The sequence below is a fragment of the Winogradskyella litoriviva genome, assembly GCF_013249065.1.
Taxonomy (GTDB): domain Bacteria; phylum Bacteroidota; class Bacteroidia; order Flavobacteriales; family Flavobacteriaceae; genus Winogradskyella; species Winogradskyella litoriviva.
In genome coordinates this window covers 567,636-586,998 of record NZ_JABRWQ010000002.1, presented here as the reverse complement: position 1 = coordinate 586,998, position 19,363 = coordinate 567,636, and the positions used below count along the sequence as shown (strand labels likewise).

The window sequence follows — 19,363 nt, the reverse complement described above, 5'->3', positions numbered from 1 at the left end:
TTTAATGACTTAGTGTGCCTGTGTTTAATACTGGTGATGCATCTTTGTCTCCACATAATACCACCATAAGGTTACTCACCATGGCTGCTTTTCTTTCTTCATCTAAATTTACAACTTGCTTTTTATTAAGTTCATCAATCGCCATTTCTACCATACTAACAGCTCCTTCAACAATTTTATGTCTTGCAGCTACAATGGCAGTTGCTTGTTGGCGCTTTAACATGGCATTAGCTATTTCTTGTGCGTAAGCTAGGTAACCGATACGAGCCTCTAAAACTTCAATTCCTGCTATTGATAAACGTTCGTCTATTTCTTTTTCTAAAGCATTACTTACTTCATTTACGCTAGAGCGAAGTGTAATATCTTCAGCAAGACCTTCATCCGCGAAGTTATCATAAGGATACATGCTTGCTAGTTTTCGCACTGCAGCATCAGTTTGTACGCGCACAAAATTTTCGTAATTATCAACATCAAAAGCAGCTTTATAGGTGTTTTGAACACGCCAAACTAATATAGTACTAATCATTACGGGATTCCCTAATTTATCATTCACTTTTAAGCGTTCACTGTCAAAATTACTGGCTCTTAATGATATTTTCTTTTTAGTGTAAAAAGGGTTTACCCAATAGAAACCATTCTTTTTTATAGTACCAACATATTTTCCGAATAATAATAAAACCCTTGAGCCATTAGGTTGCACCATTAAAAAACCAAATGCTAATACTATTGCTGCCAAAATACCAAATACAGACCAACCTGTTTTTGTAATAGGAATTAGAGCTATGCTACAAAAGAATACTATTAAAAATAAAAACAACATTAAATAGCCATTTGCCGGAACGATGATTTTTTCTTCTTTCATGATTTATAAATTTAGTTGGTTAATAATTATTAATAATCAATATGATATTATAATGATATCATAAAGATATAACTTATTAGGTTAGTATACAAATAATTTATTTTGTTACAGATTATGAATAAATAATTATTTAATAAACTTTGGCACGCCATTTGTAATATACTAATCGTAATGAAAATTGCGATAGTTGCCAGAGTGTAACATACTACAAAATCGTAACATTACATTTGGTTGGTTAGTTAGAAAAAGACATCTCGTGGTTGGGATGTCTTTTCATTTAAACTAAGTTTTAGAATAAAAAAAGCATCTCAATTTTGAAATGCTTGAACTATCTATTAAAAAAGTGTATGTTTTAATTCGCTATAAAGGTTGTTATCGATTTTGTAAGTTGAGGAGAAATAACTCTAAAAGATTCGTTATAAGATTTTGAGTTTTCTAAATCGTCACCTTCAATTTCAAATAAAACATGATTCATATTTTCAATAAGTATGAGTTCTGCTTTCTCATTAGCTTCTTTTAATAATTCAGCTTCTTTTACAGAAACTTGAAGGTCTTTTGTTCCATTAACAATTAAAACAGGAATATTTAAGTCTTTAATTATTTCAGTTGGATTGTATGTCATCCAATTCATCATAAAACCTTGTATGTCTGGTCCAAATAAAGAGTTTAATTCAGTAGGATAATTAGTTGTAGATTCTCCATTTTTTAATAAATTAACAACTCGTTGTGTTTCTTCTCCTAGCTTTGGTGCCATTTTAGTGACTTGTTCTACAAGAACATCACCAATGTTATTGCCTGCACCAGCTAACGAAATAAATCCATCTGCTTTATCTTTTGCAGCAAGCATTCCGACCAAACTACCTTGGCTATGGCCAATAACATAAATTTTATTGTAAAGCGCTTTTTCTTTAAAATAATCTATTACATCTGAGGCATCACTCACAAAATCGTCGAACATTATATTTTTGTCTACATTATTGTTAAGAATTTGTTTTACAATACGCTTGTCATATCTAAAAGTAGCAATCCCATTTTCTGAGAGTTGTACTGCTAGTTTCTTTAAAGAGTTGTTTTTAAGAAAGTTCTGGTTGCCATTTCTATTAGTAGGTCCTGAACCTGCAATAATAATTGCTAAATTAGGCTTGTTATTATTACTTGGCTTTAATAGTGTGCCATCAATCCATTTAGTAATTGATAATTCTTCTTCAGAGTAGGATTTATTTTGACTAAAGCCAAAAACACAAACTAAACATAATAATAGAACTAATTGCTTTTTCATCTTTTCTAAACTTTTGTGAGGTATAAAGTTAATTGAAATGTTATCTAATTATACATTTTTAAGCAAAATTAGCTGTCTTATTTCAGATTTAAAAACACTTTTCAGTGTGCAATTGAACGTCGAAAAGTGATATTTCATCTCTAAATGTTAAAATTTAATGTATTTCAGCGATAAAATATGTTTTTTAGCTTGTAAAATAAAAATGAATTATATCTTTGACATGTACTAAAAAAATAGTTTTAGTTCAATGGATTAATTAATTAATATTTGCCTTGTGTTGTGTATAATTAGAGACCCTAAATCTACCAGCATAGTAAAAAAGCAAATAAACGAAAACCGAGATTGAGGGATCTCGGTTTTTTGTTTTTATATACTTTCTTGTAAATTACTTAATTCACAAAAAAAAGATGGCTTCATTACGTTTCAACTATTTAATGCGCTTCAATTTTAAATAAAACTTTATTGTTTGGTTTTAAGAAAAGGGTTTAAAATTCTATTTTTTCATTAATTTAGTGTTTCAATATGAATTATAAATCACTTTTATATATAGCTAGTATACTTTTTGTGCTATTTGGCTTTCAAGAAAAGAAAGCTTTACCAGAAGGTTTTGTGTATGTTGACACTATTATACCAGATATAGATGTAGAATTACGTTATTTTACAACAAATAACTTTGTAGGAGATACCATAGATGGGTATAAAGTAAATCGATTAATCTTAACGCAACCAGCTGCCGAAAAATTAAAATTAGTACAACAAGAGTTGCAACAACAAAATTTATGTTTAAAAGTATATGATGGCTATAGACCACAACGTGCTGTTAATCATTTTATCCGCTGGGCAAGAGATTTAAATGATACCATAAAGAAGCAGCAATTTTACCCTAAAGTAGATAAGCGTAATTTGTTTAAAGCTGGTTACATTGCTTCTAAATCTGGCCATAGTAGAGGAAGTACTTTAGATTTAACCATTGCTGATGGTGAAACTGGAGAACCTTTAGATATGGGAAGTCCTTTTGATTTTTTTGGTGAAGAATCTTGGGTTGCAGATGAAGATTTAACCGAACAGCAAAGGAAAAATCGCGAATTACTGCAGCATGTTATGATAAAGCATAACTTTAGAAACTATCCAAAAGAATGGTGGCATTTTACATTGCGTTGGGAGCCTTTTCCAAAGACTTACTTTGATTTTGAAATAGAGTAGATTAAGATTTTTTCAAGTTTATTAAACCAAAAATTGGTCCAATGGCTAATATCATAAATACATAATGTGTATAGTTTTGATAGACTAATAAAGCGTTTAATAATTGAATGCTGATAATAGTAATAGAAAAGCCAATACAATTAACAATAGTCAATGCAGTCCCTATTGAATTAGCTTCACAATTTTGAGCAACCATTGTAGAGAATAATGGAGAATCTGCAATTACTGCCATTCCCCAAATAATTAGAAAAATAATAAAAATAGCACTAGAGTTTATTATGAAAAATAAGGGTGAAACCAGACAGCAGACTCCCGAAATACTTAAAGATAATATAGCCGTTTTTCTAATTCCAACCGATTTTGAAATAAATCCACCAATAATGCAAGAAATAGATCCGGAGGCGATTACTATAAATGAAAATAACGCGATTTTTAATTCTATATTATGAAGCTGCGAATGTGTTAACAGTAGCACAGGAACAAAGGTCCAAAAGGCATAAAGTTCCCACATATGTCCAAAGTATCCAAAAGCAGCTGATCTAAAGGGTTTATTTTTAAAAACCTTAAGTGTTTTAGATATATCAAATTTATTTGATCGTTTTTGATTAGGACCATTTGATACAAACAGTAGTATAAGAGTGCCACCTACTATAGCTAAGGTTGAGGTGGTCCAAATTACCATTTTCCAATTTAGATTTAAATTAAATGACTTTATTAAGTAGGGTAAAGCAGTTCCTAATACTAATGCAGCTATTAAAAAACTGAGCGATTTTCCTAAACCTTTTTCGAAATAATCAGCGGCGATTTTCATTCCTACAGGATAAATACCTGCTAGACTAAAACCGGTAAAAAATCTAAAGGTAAGCAGTGTAACAATTGTATTATTGGTATATATTAAACCAAAATTAAATATAGCACCAACAATGGCACATATAAAGAAGATTTTAGAAGGTGAGAAGCGATCGCTGAGCGTTAGAATTGCAAAAATTAAAGTGCCAATTATAAATCCAAACTGAACTGAAGAACTTATGTAGCCTAATGAATCAGTAGAAAGGTTAAAGTGTTTTATTAAATCATTTATAATAGAGTTTCCTGCAAACCACAATGATGTACAACAAAATTGAGAAAGTATAATTATTGGTAAAACCCATTTTGCTGTTTTATGGTTTGTTTTCAATAGATTGTTGGCTTAAAGGGTTCTTATTTTTTAATATTTAAATCTACTTCAACATCTTGCACGCCATGGTATTTATCTCCAAACTTTAAATTAATATTATATTTAATGTTATAAATTTTTAAAACATTATCTACTTCGTCTTTTTTAGATTTAGCTAATTTTAAATCGTTTCTAAATTGATTCATTGGTCCAATAGCTAAGGGTAAAACTCCCATTAAACCAATAGCAGAAATTATAAAAGGAACTGCAGCAATTACTCTAAACTTTAATAGGTATTGAGCCAAAAAGTAACCAGCTAAAATCACAGCAACACCAACAACTAAAAAAATCACAAAATTTATATATACTAATGCCTTTGTTTTTAATACCCTTTCATATTCAATATTAGTAGACTCAATTTTAGGTCTTAATTTAGAGTCTAATTTTGCTTTTGCACATGTATTAATAAAATCTGGTTTTCTATTTGTTAGTCCACAAAGTGTTCCTGTTTTAAAATCTACAACTTGGTGGTCGCAAAGTTGGCAATGTTTAGTAATACTCATTCTTTTTAATTTATAGATATATAAAAGCCCAATACATTAAGAAAAATTGTAGAGGCAAGCGTAAAATTAAAATCCATTTCGGAATTCCGGCAGAGGCTTTTTCACCAGACAGCATATAGAAATGAACTAATAGAAAAGTCGCCAACATAGCTATAATGCCATAAATAGAAATTATTTTTAATGAAGAAACACATAAGCCAATACCTAAAAGAATTTCTGCAATGCCACTTAAATAAACCAAAGCTTTGTGATTTGGGAGATATTTAGGCATTATACGCATATACATTTTAGGTTTTATAAAATGTATTAGTCCTGCGAGAATATACATTGCTGCCATAATGTAAAGCCCTATAGGTTCATTCATCTTTAAAGGTTTTAAACGTTAAGCCAATACCATAATTAAACAGGTTTTTGTCTAATAAACTCGATTTAAAATTATTTTTATTATCAAATTTAACCCAATTATTACCATTAATAAATACGCGTTTTATAAATGTATTTTTACCTTCAATCTGATCTGTAAAAGGCAATAAAGGTCTAAAATTGGTTGGTATTTTTACAACGCTTCCGTTTTTAGACTCAATTTCCTTATACTTTTTGTTTGGTAAAAGTTTTCCCATTTTGTTGGTATAACCTAAAACTTGAAGTGATACAAAAAAGCCATCTTTTGGTATAGTAATATCATATTCATCTACATTTAATTCAAAAGCATCACCATCTTTTTCTGTAGCTCTAAAAACAATGGTTTCATAGGTTAATACTTTACCTGGCACGCCATCTTTGTTTTTATAAAATTGCACTTTAAATAGAGTTGAGAATTTTTTCTTTTCACTGTTTTTTTTATTTCGTTTCTCCCAATCTTTAGATTCTAAGGCAACAGGGAAAAATACACTTTTTAGCTTTTGGTCTTTAGTTGTAGTTTTTGGGAAATAAACTGCAATTTCAGATTCTATTGTTGGTAACCAGCAATTGTAATAATCATCATCTAAATAAGGTTTTAGTTTTTCTTCTTTAAATTTTCTGTCTAATTTAATGCCAACCATTACTTCATCTAATTGATGAGATTGGGATTGCATTATTAACTCATTAGGTAAGTTTTTTGTAGCAATATTTAAATCTTTAAAACCTATAGCAGAAATAAATAGGGAGTCGATATCTGGATATAGTTTTTTAGTGAAAACAAATTGTCCTTCATCATCTGCAAAAATTCCATTTCCGTTACCAAAAGAAATAGTTGCGTAACTTACAGGATATGAAGTTATGCTGTCTTTTATGGTGATTTGAGCAAACGAAAATTGCCCAATTAAACAAAGCGCTAATAGAAGTTTATACATGTTTAAGTTTTATAGATTTTAAAGATACATCAATTATAAGCATAAAAAAACGTCTCAATTATGAGACGTTGTATATTTTAGTTAATTACAAATAGAATTTTTATTCTACATGTTTTTTGGTTTGAGTAAATCCTATATACAAGCCTATGCCAGCCATTAGAAATATCATAGAAGGGTAAACAGCATCATCATCTAAACCTGTATATGTTTCTAAAATATTAGCAATTAGGATACCAAGCCCAATTCCCATTAAAAGAAAAGCTAAATTTAGAACAACGACTTTCCAAGAAGAACCTGATCGTTTTCCTATATTAAATATACTCGCATCTGCACCTTTTTCTATAAGTGCTAATCGTTCTTTATTTCTAGTTGAAAAGTATAAGTATACAATTCCGAAGATGGCTAAAAAAAGACTCAATGGTATTAAGATTTCTACGTTCATAATGTTTGATTTTTAATTGATTAATTTTATTTGTTACATACCTTATGACGATAGGTATTTATCTTAGGTTACACTTTTATCAAAAAAAAATAAATTTTTAAATAAGTGTAACCTAATAGAACAAAGTGTCGTCTTAAATATATAATGACCACCAACGACGACCAATTATTAATTAAAGCTATAAACAATGGCGACACTAAAGCATTTGCAATTTTAGTGAATCGTTATAAAGACTTGGTGTATACTTTGGCGTTAAGAATGTTAAAACATAGAGAAGAGGCAGAAGAGGTGGCACAAGATTCTTTTGTTAAGATTTTTAGATCTTTAAATAAATTTAAAGGCGATTCTAAGTTTTCTACATGGATTTATAGAGTAACCTATAATACGTGTTTAGATCGCATTAAAAAGAATAAAAAGTATATTAGTAACGTAGCAATAGATGAGTTTACTTTTAATAAGTTAGGTACATTAGATAATGCATTAGACCATCTTATTAAGGAAGAAAAGCAAGCATTAATAAAAAAGTGCATAAATAAACTCCCAGAAAAGAGTAGTGTATTGCTTACTCTTTTTTATTTTGAAGACTTATCTTTAGATGAAATAGCTAAGATTATAAACATGGAAGCCAACACGGTTAAAGTGAAGCTTTTTAGAGCAAGAAAAAAACTAGCTGTTATTTTAGAGCAGTATTTAGAACATCAAAACAGTATGAACTATGGAAAGTGATGAGAAAAAAATAGAATATTTTATAGACAAAATAATGTCTGAAGATTTTTTAGAACAACCCTCTTTAGATTTTACAAATGCTGTAATGTCTAAAGTTGAAGCTATTTCTACTTCTGATGCAACTGTTTATAAACCATTAATTTCAAAACCAGTTTGGATTTTAATTTTAGGAAATTTTACAGCCTTATTTGGTTATGTTATTTTAGGAAATAACGCAACAACTGCAAGTTGGACAGATCGTTTAGAATTACCTAATGTGTCTTTTAATTTTTTCGAAAACGTTTCAAGTAATATGTCTTCAACTTTAATGTATGCTGTTGTGCTTTTGGCTATAATGATAAGTATTCAAATTCCACTACTAAAACACTATTTTAATAAACGAATGACGTTTTAATCTGGGTAATACCAAAATAGAATTGATTTCATCCTTTTGTTTATTGTATCAGAATTCTTTATTGTTTTATAGTTGACGTGCAAGGTGTGTTTTCCATGATCTAGAGCTTGTGTAGGTAAATAGGTTTCAAAACCCAATTTGTTTTTGTTTACTACAAAATCTGAAGTAAATGGTAACGAATCTATTTCAACGTAATATAATTTATTAAATGTTTTTACATAGTCTTGCCTAATACTATCTAATCGTTTTCTGTTATTTCCCCAAGAATTTTTTCCATTATTATAGCCAATAACAACATCAGAGGTTAAGCCTCTAGAATCTTTATCTGGTTTTAAGCCTTTATTAAAATTAAAAACGTTGTCTTCAATAGTCTCAGATAATTTAATATATACATTTATATAATTTTCCGTGATTATTTTAGATTGAATTGCAGCATCTTTTGCAAAGAGCTCATCATTTTTATCTATTAAATCTAAATAATTATTATCGCTAGTGATATAACTTGTAGCACTGTTTCTTTCATTAAAGTAATTAGAAAAATTATTATTTAAAGACGCTAGCATTATAACTAGAATAAATACGGGTAACAGAATTAAAATTAAGCGTTTTCCAAACCTATTGTCAAGAAAATTGTATACAATAGGTCTGTATAAAAAGGACAAGGTTATAAAGCTAAACAACCAATAAAACGGAAAATATATTTTTGAAATCCACCTTTTCTTTTTTAACCAACCTTGTGTTGCAAAGTCAAAGAATGTTAAAAACATACCAATGATTATAAAAATCATTAAAGGAATACCTAAAGCTTTGCTCAGCCATCCAGGAAGATTTTCATTACTGATTACATACTCAGCAGTTAATACAATGACCAGTATTGTAAAAGTAAGGGCTAACACATAAAAAATAAGTAAAAATGAAATGGCAAAAATAATGCTACAATAATTCTCTAAACGTGCAATATATTTATCAAAAGAACCAACTCTTTTCTTTAGGTATTTTGTGAATTTCTCACTGTAATTTAATTGTTCATAGTCAATATCTCCAGATACATAGCGTAATCCTAATGCACCAATCCATAGACCTCTTAGCAATACATGTAGTAATAAATTAAAAAGGAGAATTACACAAGAATATAAAGCAACGATTGAAATAATAAATTCATGTAAAACACCATTATTTTCGGCTTCTATTGCAGCTATATTTAGTGGGTCATAAGCACTAAATAAACCAAAAATGGCAAACCCAGAAATTAGCAGTTCTAACTGCCAGCTTTCCTCTTGTAGTTTTTCGAGGAGTTTTTTAAACGCTGGTTTATTGTAATTATCACTCATAATTTGGCTGGTCGGTTGATAGTTAGCTTAAAATTAAACATAATCAGTTAAATTCAAACTTATTATTAATATTTTGAAACCTATACTGAATATAAACTCCAAAAAAAAAGCACTCAGATAATCTAAGTGCTTTTTTATTGTCTAAAAGTCTAAAACTAATACCAACGCTTTTTCTTCTTCTTAGAAGCCTCACTCTTTCTTCCTTTTTTATACTTACTACCTTGCTTTTTGTGCACAATAGGTTTTGCTTTTGGGTCTAAAGGATAAGGATGCTCAGTCTCAACAGGTATCTGTACATTTATAGCATTCTGAATCGTTTTTACATAACTTTTCTCATCTGCAGAGCACATAGCGTAGGCTTTACCAATATTACCAGCTCTGCCAGTTCTACCAATTCTGTGTACGTAGGTTTCGGCTACATTTGGCATGTCAAAATTAAAAACGTTATCGAGTTCGTTAATATCAATACCACGTGCCGCAACATCTGTTGCAATTAATACTTTTACGTAACCGTTTTTAAATTTATTTAAAGCTGTTTGGCGTTCGCTTTGGGCTTTGTCACCATGAATACTGTCTACTGTATACCCATTTTTAAGCAAGGTTTGTTCTAGCTTATTGACACCAAATTTAGTACGTCTAAATATTAAAACGTTCCCTTTTATAGTGTTGCGCATTAAGTGCAAACACAATTCAATTTTGTTGCGTTTGGGTACATAATACAAAACTTGACTTACATCTTTAGCCACAGAACGTGTTGGAGTAACATCTATACGTTCTGGGTTTTTAAGTATGGTTTTTGCTAATTCTTCAATTTTAAATGGAATGGTTGCCGAGAATAATAAGGTTTGTTTCTCTTCAGGACAAAGTCTGTCAATTTTCTTTACATCATCAATAAAACCCATGGCTAACATTAAATCCGCTTCATCTAACACAAAGGTTTCAATATAATCTAGGTTAATGTAATCTTGCTTGTGTAAATCGAGAAGACGACCAGGTGTTGCTACTAAAATATCAACGCCTTTTTTTAAGACATCAATTTGTGGTTCAATTGACGTACCACCAAAAACAACTAAAGAACGCAAATTGGTAAACTGTGCGTAGGTTTTAAAGTTCTGTTGAATTTGAACCGCTAATTCTCGCGTAGGACTAATTATTAAAGCTCTTATTTTTTTACCTTTTTTAGGCGCATCTTGTTTATCATACAATTGCTGAAGAATAGGAAGTGCAAAAGCGGCCGTTTTACCTGTTCCGGTTTGGGCTGAAACAATGACGTCTTTTTTTTCTAAAATCAACGGAATTGCTCGTTGTTGTACCAAAGTAGGTTCTGCATAACCAGAAGCTTCAACAGCTTTTTGCAATGGCTTTATTAAATGTAAGTCTTTAAATGACATGTATTTTGTATTTGTTTAATTTGTCTTTCCTGCGAAAGCAGGAAACCACTTTGTAAGTTATAACTTGTAGATTCCTGCTTTCGCAGGAATGACAAACAAGATGTGATAAACATATTACAAAGGTAAATGAAATGTTTTACCAACGCTCAGCAACCCAATCCTTTTGTTCTTTTTCTGTTAAAAATGTCCAAGCTATAAACCGGCTTATTTTATTGCCTTGTCCCATTTCAATTGTTTTTACATCAGTAGCGTTTACTTTTTGTAAAATTTTATAAGTAGGTTTTAAGGTGACTTCTTTAGAGATTAAACTTGTAAACCAATAGCATTGTTTTCCAAAATGTTTGCTTTCGTAAATCATATCTTTTACAAAACGTGCTTCACCACCTTTGGTCCAAAGTTCGTTCTGCTGACCTCCAAAATTTAAAAGCGCTTTGCTCGGTCGTTTTCCTTTTAGATTTTTTAATTTTTTTAAGCTTGCTTTTTGAGCATCCTCTATAGAGGCATGAAAAGGTGGATTACAAATGGTGAAATCTACTTTTTCTTCAGGTTTTAAAATGTTGTAGAAGAAGTCGTTAGATTTTTCTTGTCGTCTAATTTCTAAATTAGCTTTTAAGTTTTTATTTCGTTGTTCAATTTCTTTTGCTGAGGTAATTGCTTTCTCGTCTGTATCACTGCCAATAAAGGACCAACCATATTCATGCTGACCAATAATTGGGTAGATACAATTGGCACCAACACCAATATCTAAACCTTTTATGTGGTTACCTGTTGGGATTTCAGGATTATTGCCTTTTAACAAATCGGCAATATTATGAATGTAATCTGCTCTGCCTGGAATTGGAGGACACAAATAATGCTGCGGAATATCCCAATATTGTAATTTATAATGATGAATTAATAAGGCTTTATTCAACGCTTTTACAGCTGCAGGATTAAAAAAATCTATAGATTCATCACCATATTTATTAGGTGCAACATAGGCAGCTAATTCTGGCGAACTTTTAATAAGCTTCTTAAAATTATAGCGCTCTCTATGTTGACTTCTAGGATGAAGTTCTGATTTTACTTTTGGATGTGGTTTCTTTTTTTGCAATTTGAAAAGTGTTTTTATAATAATATGCCTATACCAATATTAACGGTCATTGGCTCTTTTTCATTCTTGAATTCTATATATTGATTAATATCAGATTCAGAATCATTATTCTTAATAGCATTGATATATTGGTTGATTCTTAAAAGAATAAACCCTTTTTTACTTTCAGAAAAAGTTATATTCTTTTTAATCTGAAGGAATGCACCAAAATTTACTGAATTGTAATTATCTTTAATATCCTTACTGTAACTTACAGTTGAGTTATATGAAAATGTTGGGTCGTTTGGGTCAACAATACCGATTTGGGAATTATTTGTAATGATATCTCCTTTTTCTTTTGCAGATAATATAAAACTTGCAAATCCTCCAAGCCCAATTTCATAAGCATTACCTGCACCAAAGTGAAGATTATAGCTAATTGGTGTTTGTATTTGATGAACATTTCTATTTCCTTCATTAGAAACTGCACCTAGTTTATCTTCAACGGAAAATCGGTCTAAATAATATCCAATACCAAAATCTAAAGAAAATTTTTCGTTTAGTGAGTATTTGATACTTGGTAGCACAAATAGCCCAATATTCATTTTAGATTTTATCTGTGGTCTTCCATCAACGTTAGAGTTTGTAAGTTCACTTGTGCTTGGAATTGATAATGTAGGTCCTAATGCTAAAGAAAAACTAGTTCTATTATTTTGAGAAAAACCATGAGTTAGGTAACTAATAAGAATGATAAAAAAGTAAAAGTGTTTCATAAATAGATTAGTAAATGCAATTGCAAAGGTACGCTAAAAGCATTTGGTTAAAGGTTTGTTTTTTCTGCAATAATATAGAGGTAATCACCAAGGTTGTTCTCGTAAGATTTAATGATTTCGTCGATTTTTCCACTGTCTATATCATTTCTTAGCATATGTAATCCTTGTTCAACTTCAGTTATATTAGCTAAAGCACAAAAAGACGAAATACCATTTCTAATACTTTCGTCAAAATATAATTCGGGATTATACTTACCACAATATAGAAATTGGTCTTCTAAATCTGGTTTTATGTTATAGAGTTCGGTTTTTGAAATTTTTAATCCTGAAAGATTCATAGCAGTCTCAATAGCATCAAACGATGGCATTTGTTTCATAGAATCTTCGAGCATTTTAGGGAAATAATGGTTTAGCCAATATCCCTTCATTTGTTGAGGTGTAGAGGAGAAGATGACAATTTTACCATTTGGTTTTAAAATATATTTAAATTCTGAAAATGCTCTTGTAATATTTGGCCAATGATGTAGGGTTAACGTTGCCATAATACCATCTATACTCTGATAATCTAAGTTTGTTTTTTCGGCAGCAGCAAAATTCCATTCTATATTTTTATTAAGTGCATGAGCTTGTTTAAGCATTTCTATAGAAGGATCTATGCCCATAAATTGAAATCCTTTTTGTTGTAGCGCATTGGTGTAATTGCCTGTTCCGCAACCAACATCTAAATATAGGCCTCCTTTTTTAGGGTTGAGGTGTTTAAGAAATTGTTCGGTTAAATATGGATCTGCTTTACGTGTTTGGTTGTAATTGATTCCTATTTTATTGTATATGCTAGACTTCATTCTTAAGTTATAAATAAAATAATAATTAATTGCGCAATAATAGTCAAAGAAACGGCTAAAAAAACAGTTTGCTCAGATACTTTAAAAATTGAACTCACACTTTTTTTACAAATTAACCAAAGCGATGTACTACAAAATAGGAATGCAGTAACATAGGCCATAGGTGATATTTCTGGAAACAAATTATCTATTCCTGAAAAATCTGAAGGTTTTCTGTTAATACTAGATAAGAAATGGTTTATAGCTGAGACGGCTGTTGAGGTTAACAGCAATGCCAATAAAATCCAACCTGTTTTTTTTCGTTGCCAAAAGAGAATGACTGTAATGGGTAGTATTATTAACTCTACTAAATAGAGAAGCATACTTAAGTCCCAGTTATCTAATCCGTCAGTTAACATAAACTGTAGAAACCAAAAATCATCATAGATTTTAAAAACAGCTATTATTCCAAAGAGAATAGTAATTAGTCTAATTATTCTTTCTGGTGTTTGAATTCCGTTTTGAATAGGGCTTATAGTTTCGAGAAAAGTAAATGCACCTTGTTTTAGTTTTTCCTCTTGATTTTTTTTATTTCTTAATCTAGTATCGTTCTGTTTTTTTTGATCTTCAATTATAGATTTAGTATCGTTGAAATTTGCCTCGTTATTTTGTCTGTGATTAATTTCTTGTTCAGCAGTTTTCACAGCAATTGGATTATATTTCTCAGATTCTTCAATAATTTTATAAAGCTGAGAAAGTGAAAGGGTTTTATAGTAGTCTGTATATTCCGTCATTTTTAGAAACTAATTACTTTATGTAAAATTCTAGACGCTGTATTAAACTTTGTGGTAAAGCATCATAATTTAGTAATAAACAAATATGGTCACTATTCTTGTTTTTGGTATTTAATAATTTAAATAACTGAAAAACCGAAACGCCATTTGGTTGGTGTTCTATCAATTGAAACGTATCGTTAACCTTTACTTAAGTACCAGAAAAACCGTAGTCAATAAAGTGATGTAAAATTGCATTACTACAAACTTATAGGCAAATTTAAAACAAGGTTTTCTTGGCTATATAAATTGCATTAAAAACATTACCTAATTCATTCTATATAAAAGTTGTTGGTTGAGCAATATTAGTAGAAATGACTTCTATTATTGTTCTTTAATGGTCTTCCAAATAGGAAATAAACTTTTTACTAAAGTTTTATAGTGTTCAGGCATATCAATTAATGGTTCTATTGTAAATGTAAATGGTTGGTCTGCTTTAAAATTCCAGTAACGGTCATTTAAAGTACCATCAGTTGTTGTTATGTGATATTTTGGAAAATTAGTCATAGAGAATTCACCATTCTTATTAACATCAATGCCAAAAGCAACTAAATCTTCAATTTTAGAATAGGTTAGTTTTAGTTTAGAATTTAGTGTTTCGTTTTCTTCTGAAAGATAGAATTCTTTTTCTGTATTAGAATAACCAATGAATTCTGAGTCCCATTTAGCGTCAGCTTTACTAATTTTTAATAATTCAGCAGTTAAAGTAATGCTATCACTTTCTTTCTGTACTATGGAAATTAAATTCTCATGAACTATAAAAATTGTTTTTTCTGTTGGATTTATTGTTACCGTTGTTTTTTCTGAAATAATTTGACTTTCATTAACACCAAAAAATGAACCAACAATAAAGAAGAGTATTTTTATTTCTTGCATAAGCTAATTTAAATAAAAAAAGCGCAAGTTTATTCAACTCACGCTTTTTTAGCTATTAATCTTAGGAAAATAAGGGAATATTTACCTTGTAAGGACTACAAAATTAATACTTTTTTTAATTCAAAAAATTGATGTATGATAATAAATCTATTATTTGGATAATTCTTTTCTAATTCTGCTTAAACTCTCCGTAGTAATTCCGAGATAAGAAGCGATATGATAGTTTTTAACACTCTTTTCTATGTTTGGGTAGGTTGTAATAAAATCGATATAACGTTCAATAGCTGGCTTTGCTAAATTAGAAAGTATTCTTTTCTGAAATGTTGCAAATGCTCTTTCTAATTTTATCCTAAAAAATTTATCTATTTTAGGAATTCTATCATATAACTCGTCTTTTCCTTCTTTAGAAATGCAATAGAGTGTAGAATCTTGCAATGCTTCTATGGTTAAAATGGCTTTTCCTTCTGAAAAGAAAGCCGTATAATCACTAATCCACCAATCTTTTACTCCAAATTGTATAGTATGCTCTTTGCCATGAGCATCAATATGGAATGCTCTTAAACATCCGTTTAATATATAATATTGTTTGTCTACAATATCATTTGCATTTAATAGAATTGTTCCCTTTTTTACAGTTAATTTTTTAAATACAGATGCTATTATTTTAATTTCATCGTTATTAAAATTAAGGTCTTTAAATATTTCTTTTATTACAGAATTATTGGAAATCACATAAATTAGAATTGTTATCTGACCTTAAATTACACAAAGATTTAGAGTATGTCGTTTAAATTCGACACAATATTTAATTAATGGTTAAACAGCAATTATTTTGAATGAAAAAACCACACTGATTTCTCAGCGTGATTTTTTTATTTATGCAATGTTAATTACAAAGGGTCAATAAAACTTATAATCATCTGTTTTACATAGCTGCTTTATATATAGCTATTGTATCTTCTAATGTTACTTCTCTAGGGTTTCCTCCTGTACAAACATCTTCTAATGCATTTTTTGCCATTTCTTCAAAATCTTCTTCTTTTACACCTAACTCTTTTAAGCCAGAAGGAATTCCAACGGATTTTGATAAAGCTTTTATGGCTTCGATTGCGGCATTAGCGCCTTGAGTATCACTCATTTCTAGAACACCAACTCCCATAGCTCTTGCAACTTTTTTTAGTTTATGCGCGCAAGCAGGAATATTAAATTGTTCTACATGCGGCAGTAATATGGCATTAGCAACACCATGCGGTAAATCATACATACCACCTAATTGATGTGCCATAGAATGTACATATCCTAATCCTGCGTTTGAAAACGCTTGTCCTGCAATAAATTGGCCCCAAGCCATTTTACTTCTAGCTTCTAAATCTTTACCATCTACCACTGCTTTTTCTAAGCTTTGTGAAATTAATTTGATTGCTTCTAGGGCTAAAGCATCAGACCATCCAAAAGCTCCTTTTGTAATATAAGTTTCTATGGCATGGGTTAAAGCGTCCATTCCTGTCGCAGCGGTTAAGGATGCTGGTTTACCTAGCATTAATATTGGGTCATTTACTGCAATTTTCACCAAACAGTTTTTATCTACCATCACCATTTTTATGTGGCGTTCTTCGTCTGTAATAACATAATTAATAGTAACTTCACTAGCAGTACCAGCTGTTGTATTTATTGCTATAATTGGTAATGAAGCGTGTTTAGATAAATTAATACCTTCGTAGTCACCAATATTTCCTCCATTAGTGGCAAGAATACCAATAGCCTTACCACAGTCTTGTGGTGATCCACCACCTAGGGTAATAATAAAATCGCAGTTATTTTCTTTTAATAACTCTAAACCGTTGTTAACATTTTTTACTGTTGGGTTTGGATGTACATCGTCATAAACAACAGTTTCAATATTTGAAGCATTGATAACTTTTAATACATCTTCAGCAACACCTAATTTTACTAAAACTTTGTCAGTAACAAATAGTGCTTTTTTATATGGAAGCGTTTTTAATTCTTCGCCTAAATCATTCAATGCACCTGGTCCTATTAAGCTTAACGGTGGTAAATAAATTCTTCTGTTTTGTAACATTTTACTGTTTTTTAATTGTTAAATTTAAATTATAATTGATAGTGTAAAAGACTCAAATATTCCGCTCCTATTTTATGATTTTTGTCACTTTAGACTTAAAAAAGTTAAATGTTGGTCTGATTGCAAATGTAGAATGTGTTTATATATTTTGTTATTGTTGTAATAAGTGTTGTTTTTTTTAGTTAATGCTTTTTTATGTTTAAAATGATAGTTAAAAAAATCATTTTATAAAAAAAACCACTTAGCTAAAACTAAGTGGTTTTTTGTTCAAATATCTTTTAAATAAAGGCACTTGGTTATTTTATCATATCATAACTACGCTTAATAAAGTTCGTTAACTCTTCGCCTTTTAAAAGGCCTTGAGATAAACGTGCTAAATCTAAACTTTGATTAATTAAGCGTTCTTGTTTCTTTTTGGTTTTAGTGCTTAAAATTTCACCAACCAAATCAGAGTTTGTATTAACAATTAGGTTATGGATTTCTGGCATACTACCAAACATGCTCATTCCGCCTCCACCTGTAGCTTGCATTTCTTTCATTCTACGCATAAATTCTGGTTGCGTAATTATAAACGGTGATGCATCACTATCCATAGCTTCTAATTGTACAGAGAATTTTTCAGAAGGAATTACTTCTTTTAAAAGTGTATCTAGTTCTGTTTTTTGCTCTTCAGTTAATTTAGAAATTGTAGTATCATCTTTCTTAATTAAGTTGTCAATATGATCACCATCAACTCTAGCAAAAGAAATATTTTCTTTAGTGCTTTCTAGTTTCTGAATTAAATGAGATACAATAGGAGAATCTAGTAATAACACTTCATAACCTTTAGCTTTAGCAGCTTCAATATACGAGTGTTGTTGATCTTTATTAGAAGCATAAAGAATTACTAATTTATCATCCTTATCTGTTTGATTTGCTTTAATTTTATTGAAAAGCTCATCGTAAGTAAAGTATTTACCGTCTACTGTAGGGTAAAGTGCAAACGCATCTGCTTTTTCAAAGAATTTTTCTTCTGAAAGCATTCCGTATTCAATTACAATCTTAATGTCATCCCATTTTGCTTCAAAATCTTCGCGATTTGCGTTAAACAAAGATTTCAACTTATCTGCTACTTTTCTTGTAATGTAAGATGAAATTTTCTTTACAGCTCCATCTGCTTGTAAGTAAGAACGAGATACATTTAGTGGAATATCTGGCGAATCAATTACACCTCTCAACATAGTTAAGAATTCTGGAACAATACCTTCTACGTTATCTGTTACAAAAACTTGATTTTGATATAGTTGTATTTTATCCTTCTGTATGTTCATATCATTTGTCATCTTAGGGAAATACAAGATTCCTGTAAGATTAAATGGATAATCTACATTTAAGTGAATGTTAAATAAAGGCTCTTCAAACTGCATTGGATACAACTCTCTGTAGAAGCTGCTGTAATCTTCATCTTTTAATTCTGAAGGTTGTTTTGTCCATGCAGGATTTGGGTTATTAATAATGTTATCTACTGTTATTTGTTTGTGAGGCTCAGTAGTTTCTTTACCATCTTTATCCTTTGTTGTTTTTGGTGTAAAATCTGGGTCGTTTATTTCTTTAGTTCCGAATTTAATTGGAATTGGCATAAACTTATTGTACTTCATTAGTAATTCGCGAATTCTAGATTCTTCTAAAAATTCAGTAGAATCTTCCGCAATATGAAGTATAATTTCTGTACCTCTTGTTTCTTTATCTGATGCCTCTAAAGTAAATTCTGGTGACCCATCACAAATCCAATGTGCTGCAGGAGCATCAGTATGCGATTTTGTAATAATTTCTACTTTTTCTGCAACCATAAAGGCTGAATAAAAACCTAAACCAAAATGACCAATTATGCCAGAGTCTTTAGAAGAATCTTTGTATTTATCTAAAAATTCTTCAGCACCTGAAAATGCAATTTGATTAATATATTTTTCAACCTCTTCAGCAGACATTCCTAGACCTTGGTCAATAATATGAAGTTTTTTTCCTTCTTTATCAATTTTTATTTCAATCTGTGGATTGCCATATTCAGATTTAGATTCTCCAATACTGGTAAGATGTTTTAATTTAAGCGTAGCATCTGTTGCATTACTAATAAGCTCACGTAAAAAGATTTCGTGATCACTGTACAAGAATTTTTTAATTAACGGAAAGATATTCTCTACCGATACATTAATGTTTCCTTTTGCCATTTTATGTAGTTTTTGTCATT

20 protein-coding genes are annotated in these 19,363 nt (G+C 30.1%); 3 read left to right on the top strand and 17 right to left on the bottom strand.

Going from position 1 to position 19,363, the window contains the following annotated elements:
* Position 1: 1 nt before the first annotated feature.
* The gene (locus tag HNV10_RS06630; RefSeq protein WP_173300535.1) at positions 2-862 is read right to left on the bottom strand and encodes an SPFH domain-containing protein; all 861 of its coding nucleotides are present in this window, start codon (positions 860-862) and stop codon (positions 2-4) included.
* A 352-nt stretch (positions 863-1,214) separates the two neighbouring features.
* On the bottom strand, positions 1,215-2,141 hold the full coding sequence (locus tag HNV10_RS06625) for an alpha/beta hydrolase family protein (protein WP_173300534.1): 927 nt from the start codon (positions 2,139-2,141) through the stop codon (positions 1,215-1,217).
* Positions 2,142-2,663: 522 nt separating this feature from the next.
* On the opposite strand from HNV10_RS06625, the gene HNV10_RS06620 reads away from it, so the two are divergent.
* Complete coding sequence (locus tag HNV10_RS06620) at positions 2,664-3,344, top strand: M15 family metallopeptidase (RefSeq protein ID WP_173300533.1); 681 nt, start codon at positions 2,664-2,666, stop codon at positions 3,342-3,344.
* 1 nt (position 3,345) lies between these two features.
* Here the strand turns inward: HNV10_RS06620 and HNV10_RS06615 are convergent, their stop codons facing one another.
* The 5 genes from HNV10_RS06615 to HNV10_RS06595 form a co-directional block, all read right to left on the bottom strand.
* Complete coding sequence (locus tag HNV10_RS06615) at positions 3,346-4,521, bottom strand: MFS transporter (RefSeq protein ID WP_173300532.1); 1,176 nt, start codon at positions 4,519-4,521, stop codon at positions 3,346-3,348.
* A 23-nt stretch (positions 4,522-4,544) separates the two neighbouring features.
* Entirely contained in the window at positions 4,545-5,063 is a 519-nt protein-coding gene (locus HNV10_RS06610; RefSeq protein WP_173300531.1) for a hypothetical protein, read from the bottom strand.
* Positions 5,064-5,073: 10 nt separating this feature from the next.
* Positions 5,074-5,427 (bottom strand): DoxX family protein, encoded by a 354-nt coding sequence (locus HNV10_RS06605; protein ID WP_173300530.1) that lies wholly within the window; start codon positions 5,425-5,427, stop codon positions 5,074-5,076.
* Positions 5,420-6,397, bottom strand: coding sequence for a hypothetical protein (locus HNV10_RS06600; RefSeq protein ID WP_173300529.1), 978 nt, complete (start codon positions 6,395-6,397; stop codon positions 5,420-5,422). The genes HNV10_RS06605 and HNV10_RS06600 overlap by 8 nt, the downstream gene beginning before the upstream one ends.
* Before the next feature lie 100 nt (positions 6,398-6,497).
* The gene (locus HNV10_RS06595) at positions 6,498-6,839 is read right to left on the bottom strand and encodes a DUF6249 domain-containing protein (protein ID WP_173300528.1); all 342 of its coding nucleotides are present in this window, start codon (positions 6,837-6,839) and stop codon (positions 6,498-6,500) included.
* 144 nt (positions 6,840-6,983) lie between these two features.
* Here HNV10_RS06595 and HNV10_RS06590 point away from each other — a divergent pair, with 144 nt between their 5' ends.
* Positions 6,984-7,565: an RNA polymerase sigma factor gene (locus tag HNV10_RS06590; protein ID WP_173300527.1), complete on the top strand. Its 582-nt coding sequence runs from the start codon at positions 6,984-6,986 to the stop codon at positions 7,563-7,565.
* Positions 7,555-7,959: a hypothetical protein gene (locus HNV10_RS06585; protein WP_173300526.1), complete on the top strand. Its 405-nt coding sequence runs from the start codon at positions 7,555-7,557 to the stop codon at positions 7,957-7,959. Before HNV10_RS06590 ends, HNV10_RS06585 begins: the two co-directional genes overlap by 11 nt.
* Here HNV10_RS06585 and HNV10_RS06580 read toward each other — a convergent pair.
* The 10 genes from HNV10_RS06580 to htpG all read right to left on the bottom strand — a co-directional run bounded on the left by HNV10_RS06580 (position 7,956) and on the right by htpG (position 19,343).
* Positions 7,956-9,290, bottom strand: coding sequence for a hypothetical protein (locus tag HNV10_RS06580; RefSeq protein ID WP_173300525.1), 1,335 nt, complete (start codon positions 9,288-9,290; stop codon positions 7,956-7,958). The genes HNV10_RS06585 and HNV10_RS06580 overlap by 4 nt on opposite strands.
* A gap of 155 nt (positions 9,291-9,445) precedes the next feature.
* Positions 9,446-10,681 carry a DEAD/DEAH box helicase gene (locus tag HNV10_RS06575; RefSeq protein ID WP_173300524.1) on the bottom strand — a complete coding sequence of 412 codons (1,236 nt, stop codon included), beginning with the start codon at positions 10,679-10,681 and terminating at the stop codon, positions 9,446-9,448.
* 136 nt (positions 10,682-10,817) lie between these two features.
* Positions 10,818-11,774: a 23S rRNA (adenine(1618)-N(6))-methyltransferase RlmF gene (gene rlmF, locus HNV10_RS06570; RefSeq protein ID WP_173300523.1), complete on the bottom strand. Its 957-nt coding sequence runs from the start codon at positions 11,772-11,774 to the stop codon at positions 10,818-10,820.
* A gap of 14 nt (positions 11,775-11,788) precedes the next feature.
* The gene (locus HNV10_RS06565) at positions 11,789-12,526 is read right to left on the bottom strand and encodes an outer membrane beta-barrel protein (protein WP_173300522.1); all 738 of its coding nucleotides are present in this window, start codon (positions 12,524-12,526) and stop codon (positions 11,789-11,791) included.
* Positions 12,527-12,573: 47 nt separating this feature from the next.
* The gene (locus HNV10_RS06560; RefSeq protein WP_173300521.1) at positions 12,574-13,368 is read right to left on the bottom strand and encodes a class I SAM-dependent methyltransferase; all 795 of its coding nucleotides are present in this window, start codon (positions 13,366-13,368) and stop codon (positions 12,574-12,576) included.
* 2 nt (positions 13,369-13,370) lie between these two features.
* The gene (locus HNV10_RS06555; RefSeq protein WP_173300520.1) at positions 13,371-14,141 is read right to left on the bottom strand and encodes a hypothetical protein; all 771 of its coding nucleotides are present in this window, start codon (positions 14,139-14,141) and stop codon (positions 13,371-13,373) included.
* A gap of 363 nt (positions 14,142-14,504) precedes the next feature.
* Positions 14,505-15,056: a hypothetical protein gene (locus tag HNV10_RS06550; RefSeq protein WP_173300519.1), complete on the bottom strand. Its 552-nt coding sequence runs from the start codon at positions 15,054-15,056 to the stop codon at positions 14,505-14,507.
* Positions 15,057-15,206: 150 nt separating this feature from the next.
* A complete protein-coding gene (locus tag HNV10_RS06545) occupies positions 15,207-15,788 on the bottom strand; it encodes a Crp/Fnr family transcriptional regulator (RefSeq protein WP_173300518.1) in 582 nt (193 codons plus the stop codon).
* A 193-nt stretch (positions 15,789-15,981) separates the two neighbouring features.
* The gene (locus tag HNV10_RS06540) at positions 15,982-17,136 is read right to left on the bottom strand and encodes an iron-containing alcohol dehydrogenase (RefSeq protein ID WP_173300517.1); all 1,155 of its coding nucleotides are present in this window, start codon (positions 17,134-17,136) and stop codon (positions 15,982-15,984) included.
* A gap of 296 nt (positions 17,137-17,432) precedes the next feature.
* Positions 17,433-19,343, bottom strand: coding sequence for a molecular chaperone HtpG (htpG, locus tag HNV10_RS06535; RefSeq protein WP_173300516.1), 1,911 nt, complete (start codon positions 19,341-19,343; stop codon positions 17,433-17,435).
* Between the last annotated feature and the right edge of the window lie 20 nt (positions 19,344-19,363).

What these genes read in the sequence shown, in the direction of transcription:
- HNV10_RS06560 (WP_173300521.1), bottom strand. Translation starts at nt 13,368, where the DNA reads ATGAAGTCTAGCATATACAATAAAATAGGAATCAATTACAACCAAACA.
- HNV10_RS06590 (WP_173300527.1), top strand. Translation starts at nt 6,984, where the DNA reads ATGACCACCAACGACGACCAATTATTAATTAAAGCTATAAACAATGGC.
- HNV10_RS06585 (WP_173300526.1), top strand. Translation starts at nt 7,555, where the DNA reads ATGGAAAGTGATGAGAAAAAAATAGAATATTTTATAGACAAAATAATG.
- HNV10_RS06610 (WP_173300531.1), bottom strand. Translation starts at nt 5,063, where the DNA reads ATGAGTATTACTAAACATTGCCAACTTTGCGACCACCAAGTTGTAGAT.
- HNV10_RS06565 (WP_173300522.1), bottom strand. Translation starts at nt 12,526, where the DNA reads ATGAAACACTTTTACTTTTTTATCATTCTTATTAGTTACCTAACTCAT.
- HNV10_RS06630 (WP_173300535.1), bottom strand. Translation starts at nt 862, where the DNA reads ATGAAAGAAGAAAAAATCATCGTTCCGGCAAATGGCTATTTAATGTTG.
- htpG (WP_173300516.1), bottom strand. Translation starts at nt 19,343, where the DNA reads ATGGCAAAAGGAAACATTAATGTATCGGTAGAGAATATCTTTCCGTTA.
- HNV10_RS06605 (WP_173300530.1), bottom strand. Translation starts at nt 5,427, where the DNA reads ATGAATGAACCTATAGGGCTTTACATTATGGCAGCAATGTATATTCTC.
- HNV10_RS06540 (WP_173300517.1), bottom strand. Translation starts at nt 17,136, where the DNA reads ATGTTACAAAACAGAAGAATTTATTTACCACCGTTAAGCTTAATAGGA.
- HNV10_RS06600 (WP_173300529.1), bottom strand. Translation starts at nt 6,397, where the DNA reads ATGTATAAACTTCTATTAGCGCTTTGTTTAATTGGGCAATTTTCGTTT.
- HNV10_RS06595 (WP_173300528.1), bottom strand. Translation starts at nt 6,839, where the DNA reads ATGAACGTAGAAATCTTAATACCATTGAGTCTTTTTTTAGCCATCTTC.
- HNV10_RS06580 (WP_173300525.1), bottom strand. Translation starts at nt 9,290, where the DNA reads ATGAGTGATAATTACAATAAACCAGCGTTTAAAAAACTCCTCGAAAAA.
- HNV10_RS06555 (WP_173300520.1), bottom strand. Translation starts at nt 14,141, where the DNA reads ATGACGGAATATACAGACTACTATAAAACCCTTTCACTTTCTCAGCTT.
- HNV10_RS06575 (WP_173300524.1), bottom strand. Translation starts at nt 10,681, where the DNA reads ATGTCATTTAAAGACTTACATTTAATAAAGCCATTGCAAAAAGCTGTT.
- HNV10_RS06550 (WP_173300519.1), bottom strand. Translation starts at nt 15,056, where the DNA reads ATGCAAGAAATAAAAATACTCTTCTTTATTGTTGGTTCATTTTTTGGT.
- HNV10_RS06620 (WP_173300533.1), top strand. Translation starts at nt 2,664, where the DNA reads ATGAATTATAAATCACTTTTATATATAGCTAGTATACTTTTTGTGCTA.
- HNV10_RS06625 (WP_173300534.1), bottom strand. Translation starts at nt 2,141, where the DNA reads ATGAAAAAGCAATTAGTTCTATTATTATGTTTAGTTTGTGTTTTTGGC.